This window comes from Bradyrhizobium centrosematis (assembly GCF_045571495.1).
Taxonomy (GTDB): Bacteria; Pseudomonadota; Alphaproteobacteria; order Rhizobiales; family Xanthobacteraceae; genus Bradyrhizobium; species Bradyrhizobium centrosematis.
The window spans coordinates 1,119,428-1,144,812 of record NZ_CP120703.1; the positions used below are offsets into that span (position 1 = coordinate 1,119,428).

24 protein-coding genes, 1 tRNA gene and 2 pseudogenes are annotated in these 25,385 nt (G+C 64.2%); 13 read left to right on the top strand and 14 right to left on the bottom strand.

Features of this window, described 5'->3' with window-relative positions; genetic code table 11:
- Window positions 1–357 precede the first annotated feature (357 nt).
- Window positions 358–1,107: a hypothetical protein gene (locus P6U31_RS05320; protein ID WP_407187202.1), complete on the top strand. Its 750-nt coding sequence runs from the start codon at window positions 358–360 to the stop codon at window positions 1,105–1,107.
- 84 nt (window positions 1,108–1,191) lie between these two features.
- On the opposite strand, the gene P6U31_RS05325 is transcribed toward P6U31_RS05320, so the two are convergent.
- Both P6U31_RS05325 and P6U31_RS05330 read right to left on the bottom strand, forming a co-directional pair.
- Window positions 1,192–1,962, bottom strand: a complete 771-nt coding sequence (locus tag P6U31_RS05325) for an alpha/beta fold hydrolase (RefSeq protein WP_407187203.1) — start codon at window positions 1,960–1,962, stop codon at window positions 1,192–1,194.
- Between the two features lie 149 nt (window positions 1,963–2,111).
- On the bottom strand, window positions 2,112–2,582 hold the full coding sequence (locus P6U31_RS05330) for an Hsp20 family protein (RefSeq protein WP_407187204.1): 471 nt from the start codon (window positions 2,580–2,582) through the stop codon (window positions 2,112–2,114).
- 221 nt (window positions 2,583–2,803) lie between these two features.
- Between P6U31_RS05330 and P6U31_RS05335 the strand changes: the two genes are divergently transcribed.
- The gene (locus tag P6U31_RS05335) at window positions 2,804–3,751 is read left to right on the top strand and encodes an alpha/beta fold hydrolase (protein WP_407187205.1); all 948 of its coding nucleotides are present in this window, start codon (window positions 2,804–2,806) and stop codon (window positions 3,749–3,751) included.
- Between the two features lie 208 nt (window positions 3,752–3,959).
- Here P6U31_RS05335 and P6U31_RS05340 read toward each other — a convergent pair whose 3' ends face one another.
- Both P6U31_RS05340 and P6U31_RS05345 read right to left on the bottom strand, forming a co-directional pair.
- On the bottom strand, window positions 3,960–6,767 hold the full coding sequence (locus P6U31_RS05340; RefSeq protein WP_407187206.1) for a di-heme-cytochrome C peroxidase: 2,808 nt from the start codon (window positions 6,765–6,767) through the stop codon (window positions 3,960–3,962).
- 193 nt (window positions 6,768–6,960) lie between these two features.
- Window positions 6,961–8,757: an adenylate/guanylate cyclase domain-containing protein gene (locus P6U31_RS05345; RefSeq protein WP_407187207.1), complete on the bottom strand. Its 1,797-nt coding sequence runs from the start codon at window positions 8,755–8,757 to the stop codon at window positions 6,961–6,963.
- 223 nt (window positions 8,758–8,980) lie between these two features.
- Between P6U31_RS05345 and P6U31_RS05350 the strand changes: the two genes are divergently transcribed.
- Together P6U31_RS05350 and P6U31_RS05355 are read left to right on the top strand one after the other, a co-directional pair.
- Window positions 8,981–9,613, top strand: coding sequence for a LysE family translocator (locus P6U31_RS05350; RefSeq protein WP_407187208.1), 633 nt, complete (start codon window positions 8,981–8,983; stop codon window positions 9,611–9,613).
- 53 nt (window positions 9,614–9,666) lie between these two features.
- The gene (locus P6U31_RS05355) at window positions 9,667–10,077 is read left to right on the top strand and encodes a GFA family protein (protein WP_407187209.1); all 411 of its coding nucleotides are present in this window, start codon (window positions 9,667–9,669) and stop codon (window positions 10,075–10,077) included.
- 3 nt (window positions 10,078–10,080) lie between these two features.
- Here P6U31_RS05355 and P6U31_RS05360 read toward each other — a convergent pair whose 3' ends face one another.
- Window positions 10,081–10,833, bottom strand: a complete 753-nt coding sequence (locus tag P6U31_RS05360) for a sulfite exporter TauE/SafE family protein (RefSeq protein ID WP_407187210.1) — start codon at window positions 10,831–10,833, stop codon at window positions 10,081–10,083.
- Between the two features lie 164 nt (window positions 10,834–10,997).
- Between P6U31_RS05360 and P6U31_RS05365 the strand changes: the two genes are divergently transcribed.
- The 3 genes from P6U31_RS05365 (at window position 10,998) to P6U31_RS05375 (ending at window position 13,491) form a co-directional block, all read left to right on the top strand.
- Window positions 10,998–11,888, top strand: a complete 891-nt coding sequence (locus tag P6U31_RS05365; protein ID WP_407187211.1) for a LysR substrate-binding domain-containing protein — start codon at window positions 10,998–11,000, stop codon at window positions 11,886–11,888.
- Between the two features lie 253 nt (window positions 11,889–12,141).
- Window positions 12,142–12,630 (top strand): NUDIX hydrolase, encoded by a 489-nt coding sequence (locus tag P6U31_RS05370; RefSeq protein WP_407187212.1) that lies wholly within the window; start codon window positions 12,142–12,144, stop codon window positions 12,628–12,630.
- Window positions 12,631–13,491: an SIR2 family NAD-dependent protein deacylase gene (locus P6U31_RS05375; protein ID WP_407187213.1), complete on the top strand. Its 861-nt coding sequence runs from the start codon at window positions 12,631–12,633 to the stop codon at window positions 13,489–13,491.
- 34 nt (window positions 13,492–13,525) lie between these two features.
- On the opposite strand, the gene P6U31_RS05380 is transcribed toward P6U31_RS05375, so the two are convergent.
- From P6U31_RS05380 to hisN, 4 genes are all read right to left on the bottom strand, one after another.
- Window positions 13,526–14,467 carry a patatin-like phospholipase family protein gene (locus P6U31_RS05380; RefSeq protein ID WP_407187214.1) on the bottom strand — a complete coding sequence of 314 codons (942 nt, stop codon included), beginning with the start codon at window positions 14,465–14,467 and terminating at the stop codon, window positions 13,526–13,528.
- Window positions 14,468–14,566: 99 nt separating this feature from the next.
- Window positions 14,567–14,785, bottom strand: coding sequence for a DUF3551 domain-containing protein (locus tag P6U31_RS05385; protein WP_407189769.1), 219 nt, complete (start codon window positions 14,783–14,785; stop codon window positions 14,567–14,569).
- A 145-nt stretch (window positions 14,786–14,930) separates the two neighbouring features.
- Entirely contained in the window at window positions 14,931–15,920 is a 990-nt protein-coding gene (locus P6U31_RS05390) for a Bug family tripartite tricarboxylate transporter substrate binding protein (RefSeq protein ID WP_407187215.1), read from the bottom strand.
- A 22-nt stretch (window positions 15,921–15,942) separates the two neighbouring features.
- Window positions 15,943–16,725, bottom strand: coding sequence for a histidinol-phosphatase (gene hisN, locus P6U31_RS05395; RefSeq protein WP_407187216.1), 783 nt, complete (start codon window positions 16,723–16,725; stop codon window positions 15,943–15,945).
- Window positions 16,726–16,752: 27 nt separating this feature from the next.
- Here hisN and P6U31_RS05400 point away from each other — a divergent pair, with 27 nt between their 5' ends.
- Window positions 16,753–16,965 carry a hypothetical protein gene (locus tag P6U31_RS05400; protein WP_407187217.1) on the top strand — a complete coding sequence of 71 codons (213 nt, stop codon included), beginning with the start codon at window positions 16,753–16,755 and terminating at the stop codon, window positions 16,963–16,965.
- A 302-nt stretch (window positions 16,966–17,267) separates the two neighbouring features.
- Here P6U31_RS05400 and P6U31_RS05405 read toward each other — a convergent pair whose 3' ends face one another.
- Entirely contained in the window at window positions 17,268–18,158 is an 891-nt protein-coding gene (locus P6U31_RS05405; RefSeq protein ID WP_407187218.1) for an N-formylglutamate amidohydrolase, read from the bottom strand.
- A 330-nt stretch (window positions 18,159–18,488) separates the two neighbouring features.
- On the opposite strand from P6U31_RS05405, the gene cpdR reads away from it, so the two are divergent.
- From cpdR to P6U31_RS05420, 3 genes and pseudogenes are all read left to right on the top strand, one after another.
- Window positions 18,489–18,848 carry a cell cycle two-component system response regulator CpdR gene (gene cpdR, locus P6U31_RS05410; protein ID WP_007597092.1) on the top strand — a complete coding sequence of 120 codons (360 nt, stop codon included), beginning with the start codon at window positions 18,489–18,491 and terminating at the stop codon, window positions 18,846–18,848.
- Window positions 18,849–18,922: 74 nt separating this feature from the next.
- Window positions 18,923–18,997 (top strand) — tRNA-Val (locus P6U31_RS05415).
- 221 nt (window positions 18,998–19,218) lie between these two features.
- Window positions 19,219–19,691: pseudogene (locus P6U31_RS05420) on the top strand (L-2-amino-thiazoline-4-carboxylic acid hydrolase).
- Window positions 19,692–19,967: 276 nt separating this feature from the next.
- Here the strand turns inward: P6U31_RS05420 and P6U31_RS05425 are convergent.
- Both P6U31_RS05425 and P6U31_RS05430 read right to left on the bottom strand, forming a co-directional pair.
- Window positions 19,968–20,435, bottom strand: a pseudogene (locus P6U31_RS05425) (NUDIX hydrolase).
- A gap of 214 nt (window positions 20,436–20,649) precedes the next feature.
- A complete protein-coding gene (locus P6U31_RS05430) occupies window positions 20,650–21,741 on the bottom strand; it encodes an enolase C-terminal domain-like protein (protein ID WP_407187219.1) in 1,092 nt (363 codons plus the stop codon).
- A gap of 188 nt (window positions 21,742–21,929) precedes the next feature.
- On the opposite strand from P6U31_RS05430, the gene P6U31_RS05435 reads away from it, so the two are divergent.
- Complete coding sequence (locus P6U31_RS05435) at window positions 21,930–23,492, top strand: adenylate/guanylate cyclase domain-containing protein (protein ID WP_407187220.1); 1,563 nt, start codon at window positions 21,930–21,932, stop codon at window positions 23,490–23,492.
- Between the two features lie 387 nt (window positions 23,493–23,879).
- On the opposite strand, the gene P6U31_RS05440 is transcribed toward P6U31_RS05435, so the two are convergent.
- Both P6U31_RS05440 and P6U31_RS05445 read right to left on the bottom strand, forming a co-directional pair.
- The gene (locus P6U31_RS05440; protein WP_407187221.1) at window positions 23,880–24,098 is read right to left on the bottom strand and encodes a hypothetical protein; all 219 of its coding nucleotides are present in this window, start codon (window positions 24,096–24,098) and stop codon (window positions 23,880–23,882) included.
- A gap of 17 nt (window positions 24,099–24,115) precedes the next feature.
- Window positions 24,116–24,271: a hypothetical protein gene (locus P6U31_RS05445; RefSeq protein WP_407187222.1), complete on the bottom strand. Its 156-nt coding sequence runs from the start codon at window positions 24,269–24,271 to the stop codon at window positions 24,116–24,118.
- 676 nt (window positions 24,272–24,947) lie between these two features.
- On the opposite strand from P6U31_RS05445, the gene P6U31_RS05450 reads away from it, so the two are divergent.
- The gene (locus P6U31_RS05450; protein WP_407187223.1) at window positions 24,948–25,385 is read left to right on the top strand and encodes a hypothetical protein; all 438 of its coding nucleotides are present in this window, start codon (window positions 24,948–24,950) and stop codon (window positions 25,383–25,385) included.

Below are 25,385 nucleotides of genomic sequence, written 5' to 3' on the forward strand. Positions count from 1 at the left end.
CTTCGTCCCCGAGAACGGCTTTGCCCGTTGCCTTATGGTGCTCGAGAGCACCGACTTTCGCTGCAATCCCTGTGCCGGGACCGCAAGCAAAATTGAGACAGTCTTCCTGTCCTAACCATCACCTTGCCAAATTTTTGTCTAGCACACAAGCGCGCGAAAGTCCCGATTCCCGATAAGTCAATCAATCGCTTTCCAAAAGTTGCGCAGCCCCGGTTTTGAAGCAAACGCGCCCCGATCCGGCCCTGTGGGCGCCGAAATCCCAAATGAGGCTTCGGATCAACCCTTCGGAAGGCGCGCCACGCCACAAGAAGCGAAAGAGCGCGAGCCATCCGGGGCCTGACAGGAGCGTGTCGACCGATGAAGTTTTTCACAGGATGTGTGGCTGCCGCCACGCTGGCGCTGGTCGTGAGCGCCGGGCAGGGGCAGGTTTTGGCGCAAGTTTCCACGAGCGGTATCGCGGTGGTCCCGGTGTCGGATTTCGATGGACCCTATGCGCCTCCCGAGGCCGCCCCGCCGCCGCGCTACGGCTATGGCTACGATGAACGCGGCCCGGCGCCGGAGCTGTTGCCGCCGACCGAGGTCTATGCGGTGCTGCGCGATAGCGGCTTCTCGCCGCTCGGCATCCCGCGCCTGCGCGGCAGCGTCTACACCATCGCGGTGATCGACCGGCACGGCGACGACGGCCGGCTCGTGATCGATGCCCGCGACGGTCGGATCATTCGCTTCATGCCGGCCGCCGACGCCTACGGCATGGCGCCCGGTTATGACGAGGGCGCGGTCGCGCCCTTTGGTCCGCAAAGCGCATTGCCGCCGCCGACCGTGATCCGCAGCGGCCCGCCGCGGCCGCCGGCCGCCATCCCGCATGTGGCGAGCCGCACGGTGCCGCTGCCCAAGGCTGCCCCGCGACGCGGCGAGACGCCGGTCGCCGCCAAGCCGGCAGAGCCAGCGGCGCCGCAGGCCCAAGCGCCGGAGGCGCAGGCCCCGCAGCAGTCCGCTGCCGCGCAGGCCAAGCCGACCGAGGCCGCCGCGCCGACTGTCGGCCATGCCAAGCCGGCCGCGACCATTCTGCCGACGCAGGAGATGCCTGCGGTACAGGGGCTGGATTAGCGCTCCGAGCTCGGCGCGACGGCAGCCGGGCAAAACAAAAGGCGCCTGAGCAATTCAGGCGCCTTCCTCATTTCAGTCATCGCTTCAGCTTCGCGGATACCCCGCCGCTTCCAGGATCAGATTCGCCACCTCCTTCGGATGCGACACCAGCGAGAGGTGGCCGGCATCGAGCTCGATCGTGGTGGCGTTCATGCGTTTGGCGAGGAAGCGCTCGAAATCGGGATTGATGGTGTAGTCGTTCTTCGACACCGCGTACCAGCTCGGCTTGGAGTGCCAGGCCGCCTCATTGGTGCGGCCCGCGAAGATCGAGGCCGCGGTCGGCCATTGCACGGCATAGAGCTCCTTGGCCTGCTCCGGCTTCACGCCATTGGCAAAGTACTTCAGGAAGGCCTCTTCCGCGAGCTTGGTGTAGCCGTCGCGCTCGACGATGCCGGCGCGCGCGGGTCCCGCCGGGAATTGCTTCGACAGCGCAACGAAATCCTCATTCGCATCCGGCGCGCGGGCGGCGACATAGACGAGCCCGGTCACTTTGGGATCGGTGCCGACCTGACTGATCACGGTGCCGCCCCAGGAATGCGCCACCAGCACCGTGGGACCGTCCTGCTCGGCCAGCGCGCGCCTGGTCTCCTCGACGGAATCGGCAAGCGACGACAGCGGATTCTGCACGGCCGTGACATGCAGGCCCGCGGCCTGCAGGATCGGAATCACCTCCGACCAGCTCGAGCCGTCAGCCCAGGCGCCGTGCACCAGCACCACGTTCTTGGCTTTCACCGTCTGTGGTGTCTGCGCATGAGCAAGGCTGAGGGGAGCCGCCAAAAGGCTCGCGGCGACAAAAAGGCTGCGCCAAAGTGACATGATCGTTCTCCGTCTTGTCTTGGTGTCGATGCCCAAAAGACGGAGGGAAAGACGGCGGCGTTACTCGTCTTCACCGCTCTGTGATGCAGCGCAAAACAAAAACGCCCCGGGGCACCGGGGCGTTTTCATAACCTGGAAGTGGCGTGTGATTACGCGGCGGCTTGCGCGGTCGAGTTCTCGATCACCTGCGCCTTTGCGCCGGTATTGATCGCGATCTGGCGCGGCTTCTTCGCCTCGGGAATCTCACGCACGAGGTCGACGTGAAGCAGCCCGTTCTCGAGCGAGGCGTCCTTCACCTGCACGAAATCGGCGAGCTGGAACGCACGTTCGAAGGCGCGCGCGGCGATGCCGCGGTACAGCACTTCGTTCTTGCTGTTCTCGTTGGCGACCTTCTCGCCCTTGATCGTCAGCGTGTTTTCCTTCGCGACGATGGAGAGCTCGTCCTTGGCGAAGCCCGAAACCGCAACGGTGATGCGGTAGGCGTTCTCGCCGGTACGCTCGATGTTATAGGGGGGATAACCGGGGCTGCTGCCGTCCGAACCGGCCTGGTCGAGCAGGTTGAAGAGGCGGTCGAAGCCGACGGTGGAACGATAGAACGGGGTGAGATCGTAGCTACGCATGGTCAAGTCCTCCATTGAGCGACTGTTTGGGTAACCCGCCCGCCAATCGGGCCGGGCTTTCGTCTGTGTGCAGCCTGATGTTCCGGTTCCGAAACACTGGTAGCGGCCTGCACGAAGGTGATATGGGTGGAACGAGACGGCGTTCAAGAGGGCGGCATTTGCGCCTTTTCGGCGCTTTAGCCCCTTGATTTGCAGCACTTCGCGCCCAAGCACCTCCAATCATGACGCTGGTCTCGATCCCGTCCAACCCCGTCCCCGAAAACGTCGTCAGCGGCACCATCAAGACCCCGGATGGCGTCGAGCTGCGCTTTGCGCGCTGGGCGCCGCCTGCCGGCCGCAAGGGCACGGTCTGCGTCTTCACCGGGCGCAGCGAGCAGATCGAGAAATATTTCGAGACCGTGCGGGACCTGCGCGACCGCGGCTTTGCGGTGGCGATGATCGACTGGCGCGGGCAGGGCCACTCCTCGCGCCGCCTGCGCGATCCGCGCAAGGGCTATGTGCGCGACTTCGCCGATTTCGAGATCGACGTCGAGGCGTTCGTGCAGCAGGTGGTGCTGCCGGATTGCCCCCCGCCGTTCTTCGCGCTGGCCCACTCCATGGGAGGCACAGTGATGTTGCGGGTGGCGCATGCGGGCAAGCGCTGGTTCGACCGCATGGTGCTGTCGGCACCGATGATCGACCTGCCTGGCCGCACCACCTCGTTTCCGGTCCGCGCGTTGCTGAGGACGATGCGCCTGCTCGGGCAAGGCGGCCGTTATGTGCCCGGCGGCAGCGACCGCCTCACCGGGCTCGATCCCTTCATCAGCAATCCCGTGACCAGCGATCCGGTCCGCTATGCGCGCAACGCCGCGATCCTGGAGGAAGACCCGACGCTCGGACTGGCGTCACCGACCGTCGCCTGGGCCGATACCGCCTTCCGCGCGATGCACACATTCAAGCGCGTTAACTACCCCTCCGAGATCCGCCAGCCGATCCTGATGCTGGCCGCCTCGAACGATACCGTGGTCTCGACCGCGGCGATCGAGGAGTTCGCCTATCATTTGCGCGCCGGCTCCCATCTCGTGATCGCGGGCGCCAAGCACGAGATCCTGCAGGAGCAGGACCGCTACCGCTCCCAGTTCTGGGCCGCCTTCGACGCCTTCGTGCCGGGCACGCCACTGTTCAAGTGAGTCCCCATTCTCCGTCATTGCGAGGAGCCCTTGCGATGAAGCAATCCAGATTGCAACCGCAGAGGCGGTCTGGATTGCTTCGCGGAGCCTGTCATCGGGCCGCGCTTCGCGCGGACCCGTTGGCTCGCAATGACGGTGTGGGTGGATTTCCGGCCTCGCCCCGCAAGCGGGGCCGCGACGAGCTTCGCTCGCGCCGAGAGGTGAAGGCTCACAGCGTCTTCAAATACTCGATCAACTCGTAGCGCTCCTGCTCCTTGAGCGGGCGGCCGATGGTGCCGTCCTTGCCGGGGCCTGGCGTGCCGTCGAACGAATGGCCGAGATTGCTGTTGCCGAACAGGTCCGTGCCATCGGACGCTCGCGTCGAGAAGCGTGTCTGTCCGGTCTTGCAGCTCTCGCCGTCAGTGACCGCGAAGCCGACCTGCTTCGGATCATAGTCGCGGCCGCCACCCATGCAGAACGATTTCGGACGCTCGGCCGCGGGGCTCAGCATCCAGTAAAGCGAGGGCACCGATCCGTTGTGCAGGTAAGGCGCGGTGGCCCAGACACCGTTGAGCGGGCGGGCGCGATACCAGGGCCCCGGCTCGTTCTTGTCGGCCGGCTGCGGACCGGGATTCGGGCAGTTCTTGCGCTTGCCCCACCAGGCATCCTGAACCTTCGGGTCGATCTTCGCATCGTCCATCGCCTTGCGGCTGACGATGTCGACGAGCACCATCAGGCCAAGCGAGTACGGCATGTCGGTCGACGAAATCTCCGGCAGATTGCAGTTCCACCAGGCATTGAGATTCTGCGTGGGATCGAGCTTGAGGAAGCCCGGCACCTGAACCGTTCGCGTCGCCAGCACGCCCGCCTGAGCGGGGTCGGTGCCCATGCCTTTGACGCTCTTCTGAACCTCGTTGAGGAATTTCTCGTTGCCGATGGTCTCCCAGCGTGGCGAGGCCCAGATGCTCTGGGCCGGAAACTCGGCGTCGAACGCCTTGTCGTTGACCGGACCGAGATGGCATTCGGCGCAGAGCTCCGCATAGAGCTTACGGCCGCGCTTGACGCGCTCGTCATCGATCTTCCAGGCGCCACCGCCAAAAATGTCCGACGGCCATTTCGGCGACGTCAGTCCGGACAGTTGCTTCTTCGGATAGGGCGGCGACCCCTTCAGCAGATCCTCGATCCAGTTCAGATTCTTGATGTCCATCGAGGAGCGAAACAGCCTGTCCTTGGGAGTGTTGTCGGACAGATTGAGCAACGCGGTGACGCCCAGCGCTTCGCCGGCATTGCGGATCAGCGGCTGTTCGATCGAAGCGTCATATTGCGCGTATTTGAGCCAGGGCACGGTCCAGATCGGCGGGAAGCTGACCGGCGCGTCCTGGGCATGCAGGTTCTTTTCGAAGCCGCTGAGACCGCTGATCGCCATGTCCTGGGCGAAGACCTGATTGCCGATGCGATTGAGCGCGTCGAGACGACCATATCCCTCCTCGGTATTCGCTTGCGGCTCTTCCCGCTTCGTCTTGGGGTTGAGCCTCGTCTTGCCGGCGATGGTTTTCGCGTAGGTCTTCTCCCAGTCGATCAGGAATGTGCTGATCGTGCGCAGCTTCTGCTTCAGCGCATCGCGATCCTCCGCGCTGGCGGAGGGGCCGAGCACACGATCGGCGAAGCGCGTGAAGCGACCCGGCACGAGCAGCGTGTAGGCGATCGACAGACCGGTCGTGACCTCGAGCTTCCTCAGGTCGGTCATGGCCGGACCGCCGTCGAAGCGGATGGCGATGCCTTTGTATTGGATCTGGCCGGTATGGCAGGCGGCGCAGGTCAGGCCGATCCGGTCCTCGCCGATCCGGCCGGTCGTGGGATCGGCGACGCCGGTCATGCGCGCAAAGCCGACGGGCAGGCCGTCGACATTTTCAGCCTGGGCCCCCCAATCGACTGGCGGATCCCAAAGCCGCGCCGGCACCGGCTTGGTCTTGTCGTAGACGTTGGCGTAGCCGAACCGGCGCAGCGTGGCATCGTCGGTGTTGATCGTCTGCGGGCTCGGGATGAAGCCGAAGCGCTGCAGATGGTCGCTGTCATGCAGCATCCCGGGCTTTGCGAAGAAATGCAGCCGCGGCTGCTCGAGCGCCATGAACCAGCTATAGGGCACCGGAAACGTCGCGGTGCCCTGGCTGGCGTGATGAAACCAGTGCCGGTCCTCCAGCGCCCAGTTCTGCTCCAGCCAGTATGCAGCCTTGGGTTCGACGAGCTGCGGCAGCGGCGGCGCCGCGAAGTCGCCGAGGATGCCGGGAAGCATCGGCTGGAATTGATCGGGAAAGCGCAGCGCGACGATGCCAAAGACGAGGAGCGCGGCGACGAGGCCGCCTGCGGCGCGCAGGATCAGCGAGGGCGGTTTGACCGGCTGGGCGACAACCCTCTGGGTGATCCTGTCCGGGAATTTGCGCTCGTTGAACAATGTCCTCACCTCGGCCACGCTGAGATAGCGATCGTCACCCTGACCCTTGCCCATGATCTTGAGCAGGACCGGCCATTCGAACTTCATCAGGATCCGGTAGTACCAGCGCGATTGATTGCCGGCGCGCTTGAGATTGTCATTCATGAAGGTCTGGATTTGCGAGGCATTGAGCCCGACCTCGCTGCCGCCATCGGGGTTGGCATAAGTGCTGCCGAAACTGGCGAGCCGTGCGATCTCGTTCTCGTTGACGCGCCCGTCGATGCCAAGGATGCGCGAGCCGGCACCAAGCTTGTCGAGTGGGCCGCCGCGCAGCCTATCGAGCTGCGCGCCCCAGAAGATGCTTTGCACGATGTGGCAGGCGCCATTGGCGATCAGCGCGACGCCACGGACCTGGATGCGCGCCGAGGTCTTCTTCAGCCCGGTCTCGCCGCTTGCATTGGCAATGGTCTGCGACAGCGTTCGCAGCGGGACCGTACCGCCCTCGACAAAGCCTTCGCCGACGAGGCCGCGCAGGAAAGGGCAGGGATTGTTCGGCGAGACCTGGATGGAGGGATTGAATGGCGGCTTCGAAGCGGGGTCGTGCATGGCCCAAAATCCTGAAAACGGCGAATCGCGAAATGCCGCGCCGATCAAGCGCGGAAAGTCCTAAGAAACCGACAGCAAGCTATACTACTTGGGCGTGTGGTGGAGTGTGGCCGAATTCACTGTGCTGTCAACATAGGCAGGTGTGTTTCGGTCGAGAGGTGCGGAAACGGCCGCAGGGGGACTGCGCCCGCATTCAGGATTCGGCGGCGCGTTTGACGTCGCTCTGGACCAGGGTCAGCTTGCCGAGCGGTACGCCCGCCTTCAGCAGCCCCTCGCGATAATGGGCGAGATGCTCGGGCTTCTTCCAATGGAAGTTGCGCAGGTGGCGGTCGACGTTGAGGGTCGGGTAGTTGCTCATCAGCACGCGGGCGGCTTCGCTTGCCTCGTCGCTTCGCCCCAGTTGCGCCAACGCGGCGGCACGGATCGCCAGTGCCTGCATGTGGTTGGGGTTGATGTAGAGCTGCTCGCGCGCCCACGACAGGGTCGCGTCATATTGGCGCAACAGGTAGTGACTGAAGGCGTTCAGCGCCGCCCATTGGTAGCGCGGGTCGCTGTGGTCGCGCTGCGCGGCCATCGAGAACAGCTCGATGGCCTCGCGGTGCTCGCCGATGACGAAATGGCAGATGCCGAGCACGCCGCGCGCGCCGTTGTCGTAGGGGTTGAGCGCGACCGCGCGCTTGGCGGCGTCCATCGCGGCCTCGTAATGCCCCTCCATGGCGTGGACCCAGGACAGGATCGAGAACGCGAAGGAGGAGCGCGGATCGAGGCGGACGCTGGTTTCGGCGAGGTTCATCGCCTCGGCCCACATCTCGCGCGTGCCCTTGACCCAGCCGAACTGGATGCTCTGGATCTGGATCGTGGCGAGATAGGCATGCGCGATCGACAGTTTGGGATCGAGCCCGATGGCCTCACGGAATAGCTCGACGGCGGCGGCGAGGTCTTCCTTGGTCTGGCGATAGTAGTGCGACAGTCCCTTCAGGAAGCGGTCCCAGGCCGTCACGTCGGTGCTCAGGCGCGCCGGCGCGGAGGCCTCGGCCCGAACGATCTCGGTGGCGATGGCGGCGGACAGGTTGGTGGTGATCTCGTCCTGCATCGCGAAGAGATCGCCGATGTCGCGGTCGTAGCGGCCCGTCCAGAGCTGCTCGCCGGTCTCCGGCGCGATCAGCTCGGCGGTGACGCGGATCTTGGCGCCGGCGCGCCGGACCGAACCCTGGATCAGATAGGTGGCGTCGATCTCGCGCGCGATCAGGCGCGTGCTGGTGTTCTTGCCCTTGAAGGCGAAGGTCGAGTTGCGGCTCAGCACGCGATAGAAGGATTGCAGCGACAGCGCGTGGATCAGGTCCTCGGTGAGGCCGTCGGAGAAATATTCGTCCTGGGCGTCGCTGAGATTGGCGAAGGGCAGCACGCCGACGATCGCGGTACGGTACTGTTGCGAGAGGGCGGAGGCCTCCCGGAGCTCGGGTGCGAGCGCCGGTGCCCCCTCGGGGATCCAGGTGAAGACCCCGACCGCATCTTTGATGTTCTTGAAGCGGTGGTTGCCGGCATCGGTCAGCGGCACGGTGAGATGCTTGCTCGCCTCGCGATAGGCCTTGGCCGAGATCGCGAAGCCGCCGGGGCTCGCAACCGATTCGAGACGAACGGCAATGTTGACGTCGTCACCGAACACTTCGTCCTCATCGGCGATGACGTCGCCCATGTGGATACCGAGCCGGAACTGCATGGCGCGGTCGGCGGGCAGATGTTTGTTGCGCTCCGCCATCAGCGTTTGCATCGCGATCGCGGCCTCGGTGGCACCGACGATCGAAGCGAACTCGAGCAGGAAGCCGTCGCCGGTGTTCTTCACGACGCGGCCGCCGTGATTGAGGATGATGGGATGGATCGCCGCGCGATGGGCCTTGAAGGCGGCGTGGGTGCCGGCTTCGTCGCTGCCCATCATGCGCGAATAGCCCACGACATCGGCGCAGACGATGGCAGCCAGACGTCTTTCCATCTTTCTCGGAGCTCCAAGGGAGGACAGACCGGCCACACCGTGGCAAGTCGCCTCGAATCCGGCATTTCAAGAACTCTGCCTTTATAGAGCAGATGGGGCGGAGCGGAAGTATGATCCGCATTGCAAATTCGAGGTAAATCCTACCCGCTTCCGGCGGTGGACGGGGAGGAACGAACCGACTAAGCGGAGTTGCGGCCGCCCGGACGGCGGCAGGGGAGCTCGCATGCTGGGCATTCACGAAATCTGGCTGTTCATCCTGTCGGGGGTGCTGCTCAACGTCACACCGGGGCCGGACTCGGTCTACGTCATCGGCCGCAGCATGCAGATGGGCTGGCGGGGCGGCGCCGCGGCCGCATTCGGCATCAGCTGCGGCTGTTTTGTCCATGTTGCGGGCGCCGCGATCGGCCTTTCGGCCCTGCTGATGGCCTCCTCGACCGCGTTCTCGGTCCTGAAGCTGGTCGGGGCGGCCTACCTGGTCGTGACGGGACTTCAGATGCTGTGGTCGCGCCCGGTGCTGCCGGCGGCGATCGACGAGCCGATGCGGAGCTCGCTGCGGCGAGTCTTCCTTCAGGGGGTCTTCACCAACGCGCTCAATCCCAAGGTCGCGCTGTTCTTCCTTGCCTTCCTGCCACAATTCGTCGCAGCCGATTCGCCGCATAAGCCGCTCGCCTTCTTGACCCTCGGCCTGATCTTCATCTTTACGGGGACGCTGTGGTGCCTGGTGCTGGCGGCATTTGCCGCCAAGGCTGCCCACCGTCTGCGCAACTCGAAGGGCGCGATCGCCTGGGTCAACCGCGCGCTCGGCGGCCTGTTCATCTATCTCGGCATCCGCGTCGCCATGCTGGAGAGCCGGTAACTCCTTCAAACGGATGAGATGCAGCCTCGATCGGCCGCGGCAGGGAGGTTGCGATGATCCGTGGAAGCTGTCTGTGCGGCGCTGTGCGTTTCGAGATCGATCAGGTACGCGCTCTGACGCATTGTCACTGCGCCAATTGCCGTAAGCTGACCGGCGCGGCATTTGCCACCTACGCCCATGTCGATGCCGACAGATTTCGCTTCGTGGCGGGCGAGGACATGACGGTATCCTACGAATCCGCTCCGGGCAGTTTCCGCCACCGCTGCAAGATTTGCGGCTGCCTGACGCCGGGCAGGGCGAGCTATCTCCCGACCTTCAGCATTCCCGCCGGCCTGCTCGATGATGATCCGGAAGTCCGGCCCCGCCTGCACGTCTTCACCTCCTCGCGGGCGCCATGGTGGACGATCCAGGATGATCTGCCCCGGCACGAGAAATGGGTGCCGGGCTACGAGCCGAAATCGTAGGCTTCAAGCGACCTCCTTTGCCAACGCGCTGCCGGCCAGATAAAGGCCGAGCAGGATCATCGCGATCAGGAACCAGCGGCGGAAGGCTTCGGCCGGCATCCGCGCCCGCACCGACTGGCCGATGAACATGCCGGCAAAGGCCATCGCAAGCCCGACGGCGCCCGGCACCGCGTTGGCCGGCGTCAGCAATCCGCCGGCGGTGAGATTGAAGGCGAGCGCCAGCGTCGCGGTGGTGAAGAATACGCCGAGCGCCTGCACCAGTTCGTCCTTCTCCATGCCGATCGCCTGCATGAACGGCATCGAGGGGATCACCTGTACACCGGTCGAGGCCGAGATCACGCCAGTGACGACACCGACCACGCCGCCGACCCATTTCTCGTTCCGGGGCGCGACTCGGAACTGGAATTTGGTCAGCCCGATCACCGCGTAGATGACGAGCAGGACGCCGAGCACGATCGTGCCGTAGCGCGCATGCGGGCCGGTCAGCGCGCCGGCATTGAGCCAGCAGCCGACCACGGTGCCGATCATTAGCGGCCACAACCGCCGCAGGATATCGCGTAAGTAAGGACCGACGAAGGTCTGCCAGATGTTGGTGACGATGGCCGGTACGATCACGATGGCGATGGCACGGCCCGGCGCCATGCTCACCGCGAGCAGGCCCATGGACACCGTCGGCAGGCCGAGCCCGATCACGCCTTTGACGAATCCGGCGAGCAGGAAGACGGCGGCGATGAGGATGAGGAGCGGGTCGATCATGCCGGCACATTGACCGAAGCCGCGCCGGCGCACAATCTGGAGGTTACGGAGTTAGCCTTCGCTTTGATCGAAGGCTAAAGCGTGATCCGGACCCGCGGGGCCGCGTCAGCGCAAAGTGCGCAGCGGCCTTCCGACAAGATCATGTCAACAATAAGAGACCTGCCATGCGCTTTGACCTTGTCGACCTTCAGCTCTTCATTGCCGTCGCCGACCAGCGCAGTATCACCCGCGGCGCGGAGCGCTCACACCTTGCCCTGGCCTCGGCCAGCGCCCGCATCAAGGGACTCGAGGACGCGCTCGGGGTTGCGCTGCTCAAGCGCGGGCGGCGCGGCGTCGAATTGACGGCGGCCGGCGAGAGCCTGCTGGATCATGCCCGGCTGGTGATCCACCAGATCGACGCCATGCGCGGCGACCTCGCCGGCTTTGCCAGCGGCGTGCGCGCCAACGTGCATTTCCTCGCCAATACCTCGAGCCTGTCGGAGCATCTGCCCAAGGCGCTCGCCGGCTTCCTGCGCGAGCATCGCGACATTGCCGTCGACATCGAGGAGCGCGAGAGCACCGACATCGCAGCCGCGATCACCGCAGGCGCCGCCGATCTCGGCTTCGCCGCCGAGCACGCGCTGCCCGACCATATCGAGCGTTTCGTGTTCAGCAAGGACCGTCTGACGCTGGTGACCTCGCGACGCGGCCCGTTCGCGGGCCGGCGTCAGATCGATTTTCAGGAGGCGGGGAGTTGTGATTTCGTCGGGCTGACCAGCGCTACCGCGCTTCAGATGCACATCTCCAAGCATGCGGCCCGGCTCGGCATTCGCCCGTATTTCCGCGCGCGGTTGCGCGACTTCGACGCGATCTGCCAGATGGTCGCCGCCGATGTCGGCGTTGCCCTGGTCCCCGAATCCGCTGCCCGCCGCTGCGCCAAATTGATGCCGCTCGCCATGGTCAGGCTCCGCGACAACTGGGCCAACCGCCGCCTCGTGATATGCGCCCGCAGCTTCAAGGCGCTGCCAAGGCCGGCCAAGATGCTGGTGGAGCATCTAAGGGCGGCGGCGGTGTGAGCAGTGCCGTTGCGAACGAGGAGTGACGTCCTGACAGGCCGCCGCTCGGGCGTGTTCGATTTCTGCCGTTTCTCCAGATCGACCGGTGGCCGCTTCGGATCGATCTGGTCTGGCCAAAGCCTGGCGCACGCGCTCGCACGAGTTCGAGGTCTATAGCTGGAATCCCGCAGATGGGCCGAGCGGAAGTTCTGAGCGCGCGGACAGGAACCATGGCCGCGGCGTTCGCTTAACAAACGCCGAATTGGAGGTGCTGATGGCAAAGAAGCAGTTCGCTGCCTTACCGTTTCGTCTGGACAATGCCGAGCTGCGCGTGATGCTCATTACGACGAGGCGCAAGCGCCGGTGGAGTGTCCCGAAGGGATCCCCGATGCGCAACAAGAAGCCGCATCATACGGCGGCGCTCGAGGCTTACGAGGAGGCGGGCCTGGTCGGCGTCATCGCGACACGCGCGATGGGCAGCTTCAAGCATCGCAAGCGGAAGGGTGAGCGCAAGCGGACCATGAACGTGGCCGTCTTCCCCATGAAGGTCCACGGTCAGGAGCGCTGGTGGCCCGAAAAAGGCGAGCGGCAGGCGATCTGGGTTACCGCGGAAACGGCAGCGCGCCTGGTCCACAAAGCGGAGCTTCGGCGCCTGATTGCCCGCTTCGCGGCGCAAACGGAAAAGAGTGTGCCTCTGCTGTCGAGCGGCAGGGGATGGGCCCCTGATCTAGGAACCCGCGTCCGGCCCGATCATTCAAGCTAAATGGATCGACGACCAACAGGACTCCCATCCGAGGAGCGGCCAGCTCACGAAGTCCTGGCCACGGCGATAGAACGGCGCCGTGCCGTCCTGTTCGTCGGCGCCGGCGTTTCGATGGCCGTAGGATTGCCATCCTGGCAGTCCCTGATCGAGCATCTGCTGGACGATCTCGGTCTCGAACACGATGTCGTCGATGGAATGCATGGCGGCTATCAGATGCTTGCGGAGTACTACCGGCTGAAGCGTGGCGGCATCGGCCCGCTCCGCAGTTGGCTCGATCGCAATTGGCGCGTCGACCCCGGGCGGATCGCTGCCTCCGAGCTGCACCGGATTATCGTCGAGCTCGATTTTCCTGTCATCTACACGACGAACTACGACCGCAATCTCGAGACCGCCTTCGATGTCCTGAAGAAGCCCTACGCGAAGATCAGCAACGCGAAGGAGATCGCGAGCGCCGGCGCGGGCATCACGCACATCATCAAGTTCCACGGCGACTTCGACGACGACGCCTCGCTCGTCCTGACCGAGACCGATTTTCTCAACCGGCTCTCATTCAATTCGCCTCTCGATATTCGCTTTCGCGCCGAGGCACTGGGTAGCACGTTGCTCTTCGTCGGCTACAGCATGTCGGATCCAAACATAAGGCTGCTGCTGCACCGGATCTGGCAGATCTGGGCTGAATCCGGGCACAGCCAGGACCGGCCGAAATCCTTTGTATTCGTCGCGCAACGCAATCCGGTGCAGGAAGCCGTATTGGCGAACTGGGGCATCACGACCATTGCGCCGACGGGTGGAATGACCGCCGATGATGGTCTGACGCGGTTTCTGCGCGACATCCGCGAGCGCCTCGACCGGCAGACCTAGAGCCGCTTCATTCGCCGCAGCTGCAGGAATGTCGCTATCGCCGCACAGTGCAGATTCCGTTTCGAACAGGAGCAAGGCCTGCGGCATGCTGCATATCCAGAACGCCAGCTTGCCAGCGTTGCGCCATGGCAGCTTCCGACAGGTCGAAGGATTTCTCTGGACCGGCTTCCTCCCGGCCCGGCCGGTAGCTGAGCAAATAAACCTGGTCGTCGCGCGCAAGTCCCTGAAGCTCGGCACGGAGCTGGCGCGCCTCCAGCGCGGGGCCGAGGCGCTGGAAGGTCTGGTTGCCGAAGGTCAGATCGCTCTTGCGCTCGGCCGCAGCCTCGAGTCCGTCGGGGACCTTACCGTCACGCGCAAAGAGATCGATGACATAGAGCCTGAGCGCGCCGGGAGTTTCGAGAATCGGATCAAACGGCGCGTTCAGAGAAAATCCGCCGTCCCCGAGCCATCGGCCGGCAATTTGCACGGGAGCGAATTCCGGAAGGAATCCGCAACTGGCAAGAATGTGATCGATTTCGATCCGCCCTGACGACGAGTCGAATAGCACGGCATCGCCGCTTTCGACGTCGGTGGCGCAGATCGTGATGCGGGGATCACCATCGTTCAGGCGGTCGAAATCGATCAGCTGACGCAGCCGCTCGCGTGTCGGGCTGAGATCATACAGGCCGCGGAAGTGAGAGACCGGAACCGGAAGCCGGGGATGGAAGAAACCGGTATGGCCGAATAGGCGCGTGTTGATCGAGCTCAGCCACGCGAAAAGATGGCGGTTGTCGTTCGCTCCTGCGGGCGGGGCGCCTGCATGCCAATAGCTCCGCAAGTTCTGCAGCCGATCGACGCTTGGGCTTCCCGCGATCAGCGCCGCCGTGATCGCGCCAGCCGACGAACCCGCCACCCAGTCGATCCCCAGGGCGAGAGCGGTCAGGGCTTCGAACGCGCCGCCATGATACGCTCCAAGCCCGAGCCCGCCGGAGAACACGACGGCGGTGAGCTGACGCTCTTCCGTCACGCCGCCGCTCGGCTCGGCGGCGCGATCAGTCAAGATGAGTCCCTGCTGTCAGCCTGAGCGTCGGGTTGATCACCGGTAGCCCCTGTAGCGGCGTGTTTGGGCGTATCGCGGGTTGATATCGCAATAGGCGTGGGTCCCCGATGCGGTCGCCATGCATTGAGCGTAACTGGCGAACTGGCAATTGCCCGGATAGCCCCAACTCCGGCCCTGGAGGCAATAGCGATCCTGCGCAACTGCGGGGGTCGAAGAGCCAAAACACGCCATGAACGACAAAGTGGCGGCAGCCATCAGCAAACGATGCTTCATGGAAATCTCCAATTTCGACATTGAACGCGGCCCGTGAGGCGGCGTTCCAAAGGGCATCGGCACGCCTGGGGCTGCAGCTCACGGTGTTCGGCGAGGTCGACCGCTCACTGTGCGTGGGACGACCGCCTTACTTCGCCATCTCGACGCCCGCGTCCTTGATCACCTTCGCCCATTTCGCGGTCTCGGCCGCGATGAATGAGCGAAAATGCGCCGGTTCGTCGCCGACCAGCGTGGCGCCTTGGGCGGCGAGCTTCTCCTTCACGGTGGGATCCGCCATCGCTTTCGTCGCCAGTGCATGCAGCGCGCTGACGATCTCCTTCGGCGTGCCTTTTGGGGCGACCATGCCGTACCAGTTCTCGACGCGCAGATCGGGAAAACCCGTTTCCGAAAGAGTCGGCACCTCCGGCGCGGTCGGTGCGCGCTCGGCGGAGCCGACCGCGATCGGCCGCAGCGCGCCGGCCTTGACCTGCGGCAGCAGCATCGGAAGATCGAGGAACGTCATCTGCACCTGCTGGCTTAGCAGGTCGTTCACCGCCGGCGCCGCGCCGCGATAGGGAACATGGACGATGTCGATCCCGGCCGTCAGCTTGAACAGCTCACCGGCCAAATGCGGCAGGCTGCCGGGGCCGGAGGAGGCGAAGTTGAGCTTTCCGGGCTGCGCCTTGGCGAGCGCGATCAACTCGCTGATGTCTTTCGCGGGCACGTTGGTCGCAACCACGAGCATCTCCGGCACGGTCGCGACCAGCGTCACCGGCGTGAGATCGGTCAGCGTATCGTAGGCGACTTTCTCCATGCTCGGACTGATTGCGAGCGCGCCGGCTGAGGAGATCGCGATGGTGTAGCCGTCCGGCTGCGCCTTGGAGACGGCGTCGGTGCCGAGCACGCCGCCCTGGCCGCCGCGATTGTCGATCACGACCGGCTGGCCCGACAGCTCCGACATGCGCTGGCCGATCACACGGGCGATGATGTCGTTGGGGCCCCCGGCCGGGAACGGCACGATCAGCTTGATTGGCTTGGCGGGAAAGTTCTGGGCCGCCACTGCTGACGGCAGCAGCAGGAACAGTCCCAGGAACAGCCTCGAGAACAATTCAACGAGCAGCTTGCGTGAAATGGTCATGCAAGCCTCCCGCTCGCGCTTGTTATTGGTTGAGCAGCTTCAAGGCTTCTTCGTGAACCCTGGCGTCCCCGGCGGCGACGATGCGGCCGCCGCCCTGGGCCGGCTTGCCCTCCCAGGTCGTGACGACGCCGCCGGCGCCGGTCACGATCGGGATCAGGGCGGCGATGTCATAGGGCTTCAGCTCGGTCTCGACCACGAGATCGACGTGACCCGCCGCCAACATGCAATAGGAGTAGCAGTCGCCGCCATAGCGCGACAGCCGCGCGCCTTGCTCGATGCGGCCGAAGATGGCGCGGTCGCGCTCGTTCATCAGCAGGGGGCTCGTGGTGTAGGTCGTCGCTTCCGCGAGCGAGGCGCAGCGGCGAACCTGGAGCCGGCGCTCGCCCGAGGGGCCCTTGTAATAGGCCGAGCCGTTGTCGCCGGAAAAGCGCTCGCCGACGAAGGGCTGGTGCATCATGCCGAACACCGGCGCGCCCTTGTGCAGCAGCGCGATCAGCGTCCCCCAGATCGGAAAGCCGCCGATGAAGGATTTGGTGCCGTCGATGGGGTCGAGCACCCAGACATAGTCGGCGTCCTCGCGCTCGTTGCCGAATTCCTCGCCGACGATGCCGTGCTGGGGGAAGTTGGCCTTGATCAGCCGCCGCATCACCGCCTCTGCGGCGCGGTCGGCCTCGGTGACCGGGTCGAAATCCTTGGTCTTGCTCTTGTCGTCGATCGACAGCGAGGTGCGGAAGAACGGCAGGATGGTTTCGCCGGAGGCGGTGGCGAGCCGTCCGATGAAGGCGGAGAAGTCGATCACCGTCACAGGCCAAATCCTCAAAGCGAAAGTTGGGTGAAGCTCGGCTCCTGCCTAGCTCAATTCGCCTGCCGCGGGCAGCGCTGTCTTGATTTGCACCCTGGTATTTTGGATGCCGAAGCGCGCTGCCTCATCCAAGTCATCTGCTGGCCAAATATCGATCACGGAGTTGAAAACTTAGTTCCGACCATGCCTCGTGCGTATGCAAATGATTATCAACCCATTGAATTTCCTTATCAAAGAAACTGAATCTGGGTTTCCATGGAAGCAACTGAGCCATGTGCATATTGCATGGGAAACGGCTCAAAAGCCCTTGCACTTTGTGCGGCGCGGTCGCATATTGTTGCGGTGCGGTAGCGCTTGGCGTTACCGCTGCCCTCCTTGGGCGTTTCCTCCCTAGACTTGGGCCGCTTGCGTCATTCGCGAGCGGCCCTTTTTTCTTGGGGCTCGTGCTTTCAATTCGGCACGCGCAAAGCTGCGAAGCGAAGACGCTTCGCGCCAGTCGCAGATAACCCGGTCTTATACGCCGATCGTGCGAAAGACGCCGACGCCTATTCCGCCGCTGCCTGGAATGGGCCGAGGTCGCCGAACGGAATCGTGGTCGCCAGCACGTCGGCGAGAACGCCGAAGTCGTTCGCCACTTGCGCAAAGCGGGGACCACGCTCGCGCCGCCGCTCGTCCATGTAGATCGCGCGATTGAGCTCGAGCTGCACCGCGTGCAGCCCGCTTGCGGGATTGCCGTAATGCTCGGTGATGAAGCCGCCGGCGTAGGGCTTGTTGCGGCCGATCGAATAGCCGAGTCCGGCCATTGTCTCCTCGACCCGGTCGGGCAGAAGCGGTGTGCAGCTCGTGCCATAGCGGTCGCCGATCACGACGTCGGGCCGGCGCGGCTCGTCGCGGGACACGCCGACCGAAGGCATCGAGTGGCAGTCGACCAGCACCACGGTTCCGAACATCTGGTGCACCTTGTTGATCAGCCGGCGCAGCGCGCGGTGGTAAGGCTTGTACAGCGTCTCGATCCGACCCAGCGCATCGTCGACCAGAATGCGGTCGCGGTAGATCTCCAGGCCGTCGCCGACCACGCGCGGAATGGTGCCAAGGCCGCCGGCAACCCGCATCGAGCGGGTGTTGGCGAAGCTCGGCAAGCGACCGGTGAACATGCGCGGGTCGAGCTCATAGGGCTCGCGATTGACGTCGACATAGGAGCGGGGAAAGTTGACCCGCACGATCGGAAAGCCGCGCTCGCTCAAATGGCCGATCAGCTCGTCCATGAAGGAATCTTCGGATCGACGCAGCGTCAGCAGGTCGATCCGCGAGGCCGCCAAAAATTCGTCCGGATAGGTCGAACCGGAATGGGGCGAGTTGAAGATAACCGGCGCGCGCCATTGCGCGGGCTCCACGATCTCGAAGGCTGGCGACGTCTCGCCGTCAAACCGGGTCATCTTCTCAGGCTTCGTCCCTTCGCGCCGGGATCTGGCAGGGGCCAGACCGCATCGATTCGGCCGATCGAGCGGCTCTTATGTGTCCTCATTGTCCGGAATCGCAACCATTCTGCCAAGCGAAAAGATGTGAGGCTCATTGGAACACGTTTTAACCGTGCGGGCAGAGAGGCAGGGACACGCCCGCGCGGCTCGATTGATTCGAGCCGTTTTCCGGTTCAAAAGAGGGCGGCAGTGCAGCCGGCCCAGGGTAAAGATTTTCACCCCAAATTTACCCTCTGTCGGGCTTAGTGACCTCTGCTGATATCCTCTGGGGATTCGACGATTCCTGCCATGCCAAAGATCCTGCTCGCCGAAGACGACAACGATATGCGCCGCTTCCTGGTCAAGGCGCTGGAAAACGCCGGTTTTCAGGTCTCGTCCCACGACAACGGCATGGCCGCCTATCAGCGGTTGCGGGAAGAGCCGTTCGAGATGTTGCTGACCGATATCGTCATGCCGGAGATGGATGGCATCGAGCTCGCCCGCCGGGCCTCGGAACTCGATCCCGACATCAAGATCATGTTCATCACCGGCTTTGCCGCCGTCGCCCTGAACTCGGATTCGGACGCCCCCAAGAACGCCAAGGTGCTGTCCAAGCCCGTGCACTTGCGCGAATTGGTCAGTGAAGTGAACAAGATGCTGGCGGCCTAAATCGGCCCCGTTCGGTCCTTGCGCCGGGTCACCTGAGCCGTTATAGGGACCCAACCCGACGCAAGTGGACTTTAGGGCACGTAGCTCAGCGGGAGAGCACTACCTTGACATGGTAGGGGTCACAGGTTCGATCCCTGTCGTGCCCACCACGCTTCGCCTTCGCGTGGCACAGCCGGGAGATTGCGGCGAATCGTGTCCGGCATAGCTCGAAGAGTGAAAACGGATTCGCCGGGCTTGCTAGGGCGCTCCTAGCTAGCCCGCAGGCCCTTGGATGGAGCGCAGCGCAATCCAGGGCTGTACCCCCGGCACGGTCCCGGATTCCGCTTACACTGCATCCGCGCTACGATGACGCCTCCGACGCGAGGCCGCCATGACTGTGTCCGTCATCGAACAGGCAAAGATCCAGGCGCAGGTGCTGGTGCCGCTGGTCAAGGCATTGCAGGCCGAGCTGGGCGAGGTGCGCGCCAACGCGCTGGTGCGCAGCGCGCTCGCCGATCTCTATCGCCGCCTGAGCGAGGAATTCTGGAGGGGAAGAACGAGAGCGATCTCGGCAAGGCCGTCTCGTCGGCCTTCCGTACCTACGCCCGCGACGATGCGCTCACTTACGACGTCATCGAGCAATCGCATGATGCCTTCGCTTTCGATGTCGAGCGCTGCGCCTATGCCGAGTTCTACAAGGCGTTGGGCGAGCCGGAGCTGGGCTTCCTGTTAATCTGCACCGCGGACTTTGCCACCGCGGAAGGTTTTGGTCCCGACATCAAGCTAACGCGCACGCAGACGATCATGCAAGGCGCCGATCATTGCGACTTCCGCTACCGGCGCGATGGAGACGGATCACAGTGAGACGACTCCGGACGATCTGTCTCGCCATGGCGCCGCTGTCGTCAATCGCGCCGCGCGCGGACGCTGCTGCGGTCATCGACTAGCAAGCCGAGCTCCGGCGCTGCCGCGTGCCGCGCCAGAACGTGGTGCCATTGCTTCAGGCGGGCGAAGAGATCTCCGCCGTCGGCCGCTCCAATAGATCGGTCCGCCGCTACATCTGGATTCAGCGCACGGGCGGTGCGCAGGAAGATCCCTGGCGCCGAACCGTGGTAGCCTGGCCGGCCGCGCAGCTTGATCTCACACCGTCATCCCGCGAGCTTGCCTGAGCAGCAGGTCCTTCAGTCCGATTGGATAGAGGCTTGGTCCGCCTGCGACATCGAGATCGGCAAGGTCGAACCAGCGCGCGACGATCTCTTCGTTGTTGTCCTCGCGGAAGTCGATGCGGTCGCGGCCGGCAAATGCGCCATCCGGAAACGCGACATCCGCGATGAACATCACCTCGTGCCCGGTCGATCCCTCATGCACAAAGATGTTCTCCATCGTCAGCGGCTCGCCCACGATGGTGACCTCGATGCCGAGCTCCTCGTTGAACTCCCGCAAGCGCTGCTCGCCAGCTCTCGCCGAACTCGATCTCGCCGCCGAGCGGGCGCACGCCCTTGATCCGCCCGGCATCGTCGCGCACTTCGGCCGCCAGCAGCCGCCCGTCCGCCAGTGCAGGCCGATGGCGACGACGCGGATGTGGGGATGAGGGCGCCATGTGGTCATGGGAGATGGTTAGCCCGTGTCGCACGCTGTCGCAACGAGGGAGCGAGATCGCGTGCTTGCAATGGCGATATGAAAGTCCCGTCCCCCTGAGCTGGCCGCTTCTTCAGCGGCCCTCGAAGGGCGACGGCCCGACGGAATCTGGCCGTTCATCCTACGAGGATCCCAGTGCGATGCTTCGCGTCGTGCTACTCGCAAGACGGGGCGACATCCACAATCACTCCACCAGATACTTCCTCACCGCCGCCTCGTCCCACGCAATCCCATTCCCCGGCTCTTCGCTCGGCAGCGCAAAGCCGTCCTTGATCGTCAGCCGCTTTGCCAGCACCGCGTCGGCCCAGTCGACATATTCCAGCCAATGCGCGGTCGGCGTGACGCAAAGCAGGTGCGCGCTGACCTCCGAGAACAGGTGCGAGGACATCTCGATGCCGGCGGCGTGGGCGAGCGCGGCGGCGCGCAGCCAGCCGGTGACGCCGCCGATCCGCTGTGCGTCCGGCATCACGTAGTCGCATGCCTCCGCCGAGAGTGCCGCCTGCATCGAAAAGGCGCTGTCAAAGTTCTCGCCGATCTGGACCGGCGTATGCAGCGCGTCGGCGACGCGGGCGCAGCCGGCATAGTCGTCGTGACGGACCGGCTCCTCGATCCAGCTCAAGCCCTCGTCGTCGAGCATCTCGCCGCGGCGGATCGCCTCGGTGACCGTCAGCGCCTGGTTGTAGTCGCACATCAGCGTCACCTCGTCGCCGACGGCCTTGCGCACTGCGCGGACGACGGCGAGATCCTCCCGTGCATCGGGGCGGCCGACGCGGATCTTGGCGGCCCGAAACCCCTCGGCCAGCAGCTTGTGCGCCTCCTCTGCGGCGGCATCCGCCGGCATGATGCCGAGCCCTTTCGAGTTGTAGACCCTGACCGGCTTCGGCGCGCCGCCAAGCAGCCGCGCCAGCGGCAGGCCCTTGCTGCGCGCGAGAGCGTCCCAAGCCGCCATGTCGATGCCGGATTGCGCCAGCCGCTGCAGGCCGGCGAGGCCCAGGAGCGTGAAACGCTGGCTCAGCTTGCGCTCGATCTCGAACGGCAGCAGTTCGTCGCCGGCCACGAGATCCGACATTTCCGTAACCATTGCCGTTAGCGGCTTCAGGGCCGATGGGGTGATCGAGAACAGATAGGCATGCCCCACCGCGCCCTGGTCGGTCTCGCAGTCGATTAGCACCAGCGGTGCCCGGGCGATCGCGCCGGTCGAAGTCTGGAGCGGCAGGTTCATCGGCACGATCACGGGCCGCGCATGGAAGCGCCTGATACGGATGGTCTCGGTCATTTGGAGGATCTCCCGGCGACGTGAACGGAGTTAATGTCGATTTTAGACATTCGTCATGAAACGAAAAGACGGCTGCTGCGACCACCATAAAATGGGGTTGCGCGAGCCTACTTTTATTGGCTCTGTGCCGCGGCATGCCTTGTCGCCGATCCCGAAGAGCGACAAATCCCGCACAACGGAGCCACAGAGTGAAACAAGAGATCTCCGAAGAGCAGCGCAAGAACGGCATCCTCACGGGCGCCGCGATCGCCTTCCTCCTGCTTGCTCTGCCGCTTGCGGTGTGGCTGGACCTGACCGAGCTCTCCAAGACCGCGCTGCGCCGGCAGGCGGCCGATCTCAACTCGGTCATCACCAGCGTGCGGAGCTACTACGCGTCCAATGTGGTCGGGCGCGTGCTGGCCAATCCCAACGGCACGACCAAAGTCGTCCACAATTACGAATCCGTGCCCGGTGCGATCCCGATCCCTGCGACGCTGTCGCTGGAGCTCGGGCGGGTGATCGGCGCTCAGCAGGAGAACATCACCTACCGCTTCGTCTCGGACTTCCCTTTCCAGAATCGCGCCCCGCACCAGCTCGACAAGTTCGAAAAGGACGCACTCGATACACTTCGGAAGGATCCCGAGCAGAAGATTGTCGAGACCGAGACCTCGCTGTTCAATGACAAGGTCCGCCTGGTCGCGCCTGTCACCATGGGCCCGGCTTGCGTGAGCTGCCACAACAGCCACCCCGAGAGCCCGAAGAAGGACTGGAAGGTCGGCGACGTCAGGGGCATCCAGGAGGTGATTATCGCCCAGCCGATCGCCGCCAACATCTTCTCGTTCAAGTTCCTGCTGGCCTATTTCCTGATCGCGGCCGGCAGCGGCCTGTCCTTCCTGTCGCTGCAGCGCCGTCAGGCGAACCGCATCAAGACCATGAACAAGGAGCTCGAATCCGCCAACGACTTTCTCGCTTCGCTCTCGATGAAGATCTCGCGCTACATCCCGCCCCAGGTCTACAAGAGCATTTTCTCCGGCCAGAAGGACGTCACCATCCACACTGAGCGCAAGAAGCTCACCATCTTCTTCTCCGACATCCAGAACTTCACGGCCACCGCCGAACGGCTGCAGCCGGAGCAGCTGACCCAACTCCTCAACGAATATTTCACCGAGATGTCGGCGATCGCCCATGAATATGGCGGCACCATCGACAAGTTCATCGGCGATGCCATGCTGATTTTCTTCGGCGATCCCGAGACCAGGGGTGACCGCGCCGATGCGCAGGCCTGTCTGCAGATGGCCTGGCGCATGCAGCAGCGCCTCGCCGAGCTCAATGCGAAATGGCGGGCGTCCGGCATCGAGCAGCCGTTCCGCTCGCGCATGGGCATCAACTCAGGCTATTGCAATGTCGGCAATTTCGGCAGCACCGACCGCATGGACTACACCATCATCGGTGCCGAGGCGAACCTCGCCGCGCGCCTGCAGTCGATCGCCGAGCCCGGCGGCATCGTGCTGAGCTACGAGACCTTCGCGCTGGTCAGCGACATCGTCCGCGCCCACGCGCTTCCCGCGATCACGATGAAGGGGATCAGCCGCGAGGTCATTCCCTATTCGGTCGATGCGCTCAACGACGCGGCGGCGAAGAGCCATGGCATCATCACCGAGCGGGCGCCTGGTCTCGAGCTCTATCTCGATCCGGCCGTGGTGAAATCCGGCGACGCCGCCCGCGTGCGAGCGCTGCTGGAGAGCGCGTTGGCCTCGCTGAAGCCGGCATGAGGGCGCTTGCGAGCGGCCGCCCGCTCTGCTCCGACGACGGTGTAAACTGTTTCGAGACGATCGGGCTGCAGGGCTGCTAGGCTGATCTGCTCGTCCACACGCGCGGGCAAAACCCCGGCCGTCTCGATCACGACGCGTTCCGGTACCTTCATGTCGGAGTGGATCCGGATCAAGGGCCGCGCGGAGTCCGGCTCTGCGAACCGATCCCCCAGTCGAGTCGGCAACACCCAGTCCGCCGCGAAAAGCAAGCACAGCAGGGCGACGCCTACCGAGAGAAAATAGCCGCGCAGAGGGAGGGTTGCATCAGGCGCTTCGCGTGCGCGCAAGCGTAGGGAGCGGCGGCTCAAGACGGTCTGCTCCGGAAAACGGTCTTGGTCGGTCTCATCGTCAGATGCTCCACGGTCGCGGATGCCGGCGTGCGCGTTGCGCGTCGAGATAGCCACGCTCGTCGAGCCATTCCGTCGGGCAATAGGCTGCGGCCTTCGGATCGAACGTGAGCCCATCACGCTCGAGCGCTGTCCGTGTTCCGGTTACTCCGGTCCACACGGTCACGCCGCTGATGGGGTCCACCTCCATCCCGTCGAAGACTTCGACGAAGTTCAGCATCTCGGTACCCGGTCCTCTCACGCCGTATGTGTGAGGCGACCGCCCCCTTCAGGCGTGATGCCTCTGCGCGCGAGCTCGGACTCGATCATGTCGAACGCGTATTCGACCGGCACGATCCAGACGTTGACCCAGTAGATGATACAGGTGCGCGCGATCAGCAGGACCGGAGTCATGCGACCGTCCTCCGTTCCAGCCCAGCAAGGGTGGGCCGCCGTGGGGCGAGCGAGTGAACCCACGCGATCGTCGCGATCGTGATGCCAAGCAGCAGGCTCAGGGCCACGAGGCATAGGGCGACTACGACGTTCAGCGATGCGGCCGCGAGACCGGGCAACGGATTTTCCCGCATCAGCGCGAATAGACCAGTTGACATTTTCCGTCTCGTTAATAAAATAAACTGTATAGTTCATATAAATCACGCGGTGCCGTGGGTGTCAAGACGAGTGGCTCCCGAACGCGTGTGCAGGATCGCGGTGGCGAGGCTCCGCCGCGGCTAACCAGAAGCCTCCGCAGAAAAAGGACTGAGATGAATAGGTTGACGAAAATATCGTTTGCAGTGGTGCTGGCGGCAACTGGCAGCGCGGCCGCGTCTGCTCAGGAAAACCAGGGAACGCCGGAGCAGAGGGCGGCCTGTGCGCCCGACGCCTTTCGTCTGTGCAGCAGCTACATTCCCGATCCGTCGGGCGTCGAAGCCTGTCTGCGGCAGCGGAAATCGCGATTGAGCGAAGCCTGCAGGGCGGTGTTCGACCAAGCAACTGCGGGATCGGCGAGGGGGAGATAAGTGCAAGGTTGCGGCTGACGTGACCGGGGTCAGCCTTAGCCTCCGCACTGTGGCAGAGACAGGAGTGCTCCATGAGTACGGTGTACATACCGGCGTTGGCCGCCTTTGGCGGCTCCGCGTTCGGGGCCGTTTCGACCATCCTCAGTGGATGGTTCAGCCGCCGGCGGCGACTTCGCGAGCGCCATCATGCCCGCTCGTTCTCGAAGCGCGAGCGGCTGTACCGCAACTTCATCGAGGAGGCCTCACGGCTCTACGCCGACGCGCTCGTCAACGATCGGGCGGAAATCCCGCAACTGGTCGGCCTCTATACGCTGGTCGGGCGCATGCGGATTTTGTCGAGCAACGAGGTGGTCCAGGCCGCCGAGCGTACCGGGCATCTCATCATCGAAACCTACCTGTCGCCGAATCGCGACTTGGTCGATCTGCCGAAATTCATCGAGGAAGTAGATCCGTTGCGTGACTTCGGCGAGGCTTGCCGCAGCGAACTCATGAATCTTCCGCCGCGATGA

Excerpts from the sequence above, each read along its gene's own strand:
- P6U31_RS05320 (WP_407187202.1), top strand. The coding sequence starts at position 358 with ATGAAGTTTTTCACAGGATGTGTGGCTGCCGCCACGCTGGCGCTGGTC.
- P6U31_RS05325 (WP_407187203.1), bottom strand. The coding sequence starts at position 1,962 with ATGTCACTTTGGCGCAGCCTTTTTGTCGCCGCGAGCCTTTTGGCGGCT.
- P6U31_RS05330 (WP_407187204.1), bottom strand. The coding sequence starts at position 2,582 with ATGCGTAGCTACGATCTCACCCCGTTCTATCGTTCCACCGTCGGCTTC.
- P6U31_RS05335 (WP_407187205.1), top strand. The coding sequence starts at position 2,804 with ATGACGCTGGTCTCGATCCCGTCCAACCCCGTCCCCGAAAACGTCGTC.
- P6U31_RS05340 (WP_407187206.1), bottom strand. The coding sequence starts at position 6,767 with ATGCACGACCCCGCTTCGAAGCCGCCATTCAATCCCTCCATCCAGGTC.
- P6U31_RS05345 (WP_407187207.1), bottom strand. The coding sequence starts at position 8,757 with ATGGAAAGACGTCTGGCTGCCATCGTCTGCGCCGATGTCGTGGGCTAT.
- P6U31_RS05350 (WP_407187208.1), top strand. The coding sequence starts at position 8,981 with ATGCTGGGCATTCACGAAATCTGGCTGTTCATCCTGTCGGGGGTGCTG.
- P6U31_RS05355 (WP_407187209.1), top strand. The coding sequence starts at position 9,667 with ATGATCCGTGGAAGCTGTCTGTGCGGCGCTGTGCGTTTCGAGATCGAT.
- P6U31_RS05360 (WP_407187210.1), bottom strand. The coding sequence starts at position 10,833 with ATGATCGACCCGCTCCTCATCCTCATCGCCGCCGTCTTCCTGCTCGCC.
- P6U31_RS05365 (WP_407187211.1), top strand. The coding sequence starts at position 10,998 with ATGCGCTTTGACCTTGTCGACCTTCAGCTCTTCATTGCCGTCGCCGAC.
- P6U31_RS05370 (WP_407187212.1), top strand. The coding sequence starts at position 12,142 with ATGGCAAAGAAGCAGTTCGCTGCCTTACCGTTTCGTCTGGACAATGCC.
- P6U31_RS05375 (WP_407187213.1), top strand. The coding sequence starts at position 12,631 with ATGGATCGACGACCAACAGGACTCCCATCCGAGGAGCGGCCAGCTCAC.
- P6U31_RS05385 (WP_407189769.1), bottom strand. The coding sequence starts at position 14,785 with ATGGCTGCCGCCACTTTGTCGTTCATGGCGTGTTTTGGCTCTTCGACC.
- P6U31_RS05390 (WP_407187215.1), bottom strand. The coding sequence starts at position 15,920 with ATGACCATTTCACGCAAGCTGCTCGTTGAATTGTTCTCGAGGCTGTTC.
- P6U31_RS05405 (WP_407187218.1), bottom strand. The coding sequence starts at position 18,158 with ATGACCCGGTTTGACGGCGAGACGTCGCCAGCCTTCGAGATCGTGGAG.
- cpdR (WP_007597092.1), top strand. The coding sequence starts at position 18,489 with ATGCCAAAGATCCTGCTCGCCGAAGACGACAACGATATGCGCCGCTTC.
- P6U31_RS05430 (WP_407187219.1), bottom strand. The coding sequence starts at position 21,741 with ATGACCGAGACCATCCGTATCAGGCGCTTCCATGCGCGGCCCGTGATC.
- P6U31_RS05440 (WP_407187221.1), bottom strand. The coding sequence starts at position 24,098 with ATGCTGAACTTCGTCGAAGTCTTCGACGGGATGGAGGTGGACCCCATC.
- P6U31_RS05445 (WP_407187222.1), bottom strand. The coding sequence starts at position 24,271 with ATGACTCCGGTCCTGCTGATCGCGCGCACCTGTATCATCTACTGGGTC.
- P6U31_RS05450 (WP_407187223.1), top strand. The coding sequence starts at position 24,948 with ATGAGTACGGTGTACATACCGGCGTTGGCCGCCTTTGGCGGCTCCGCG.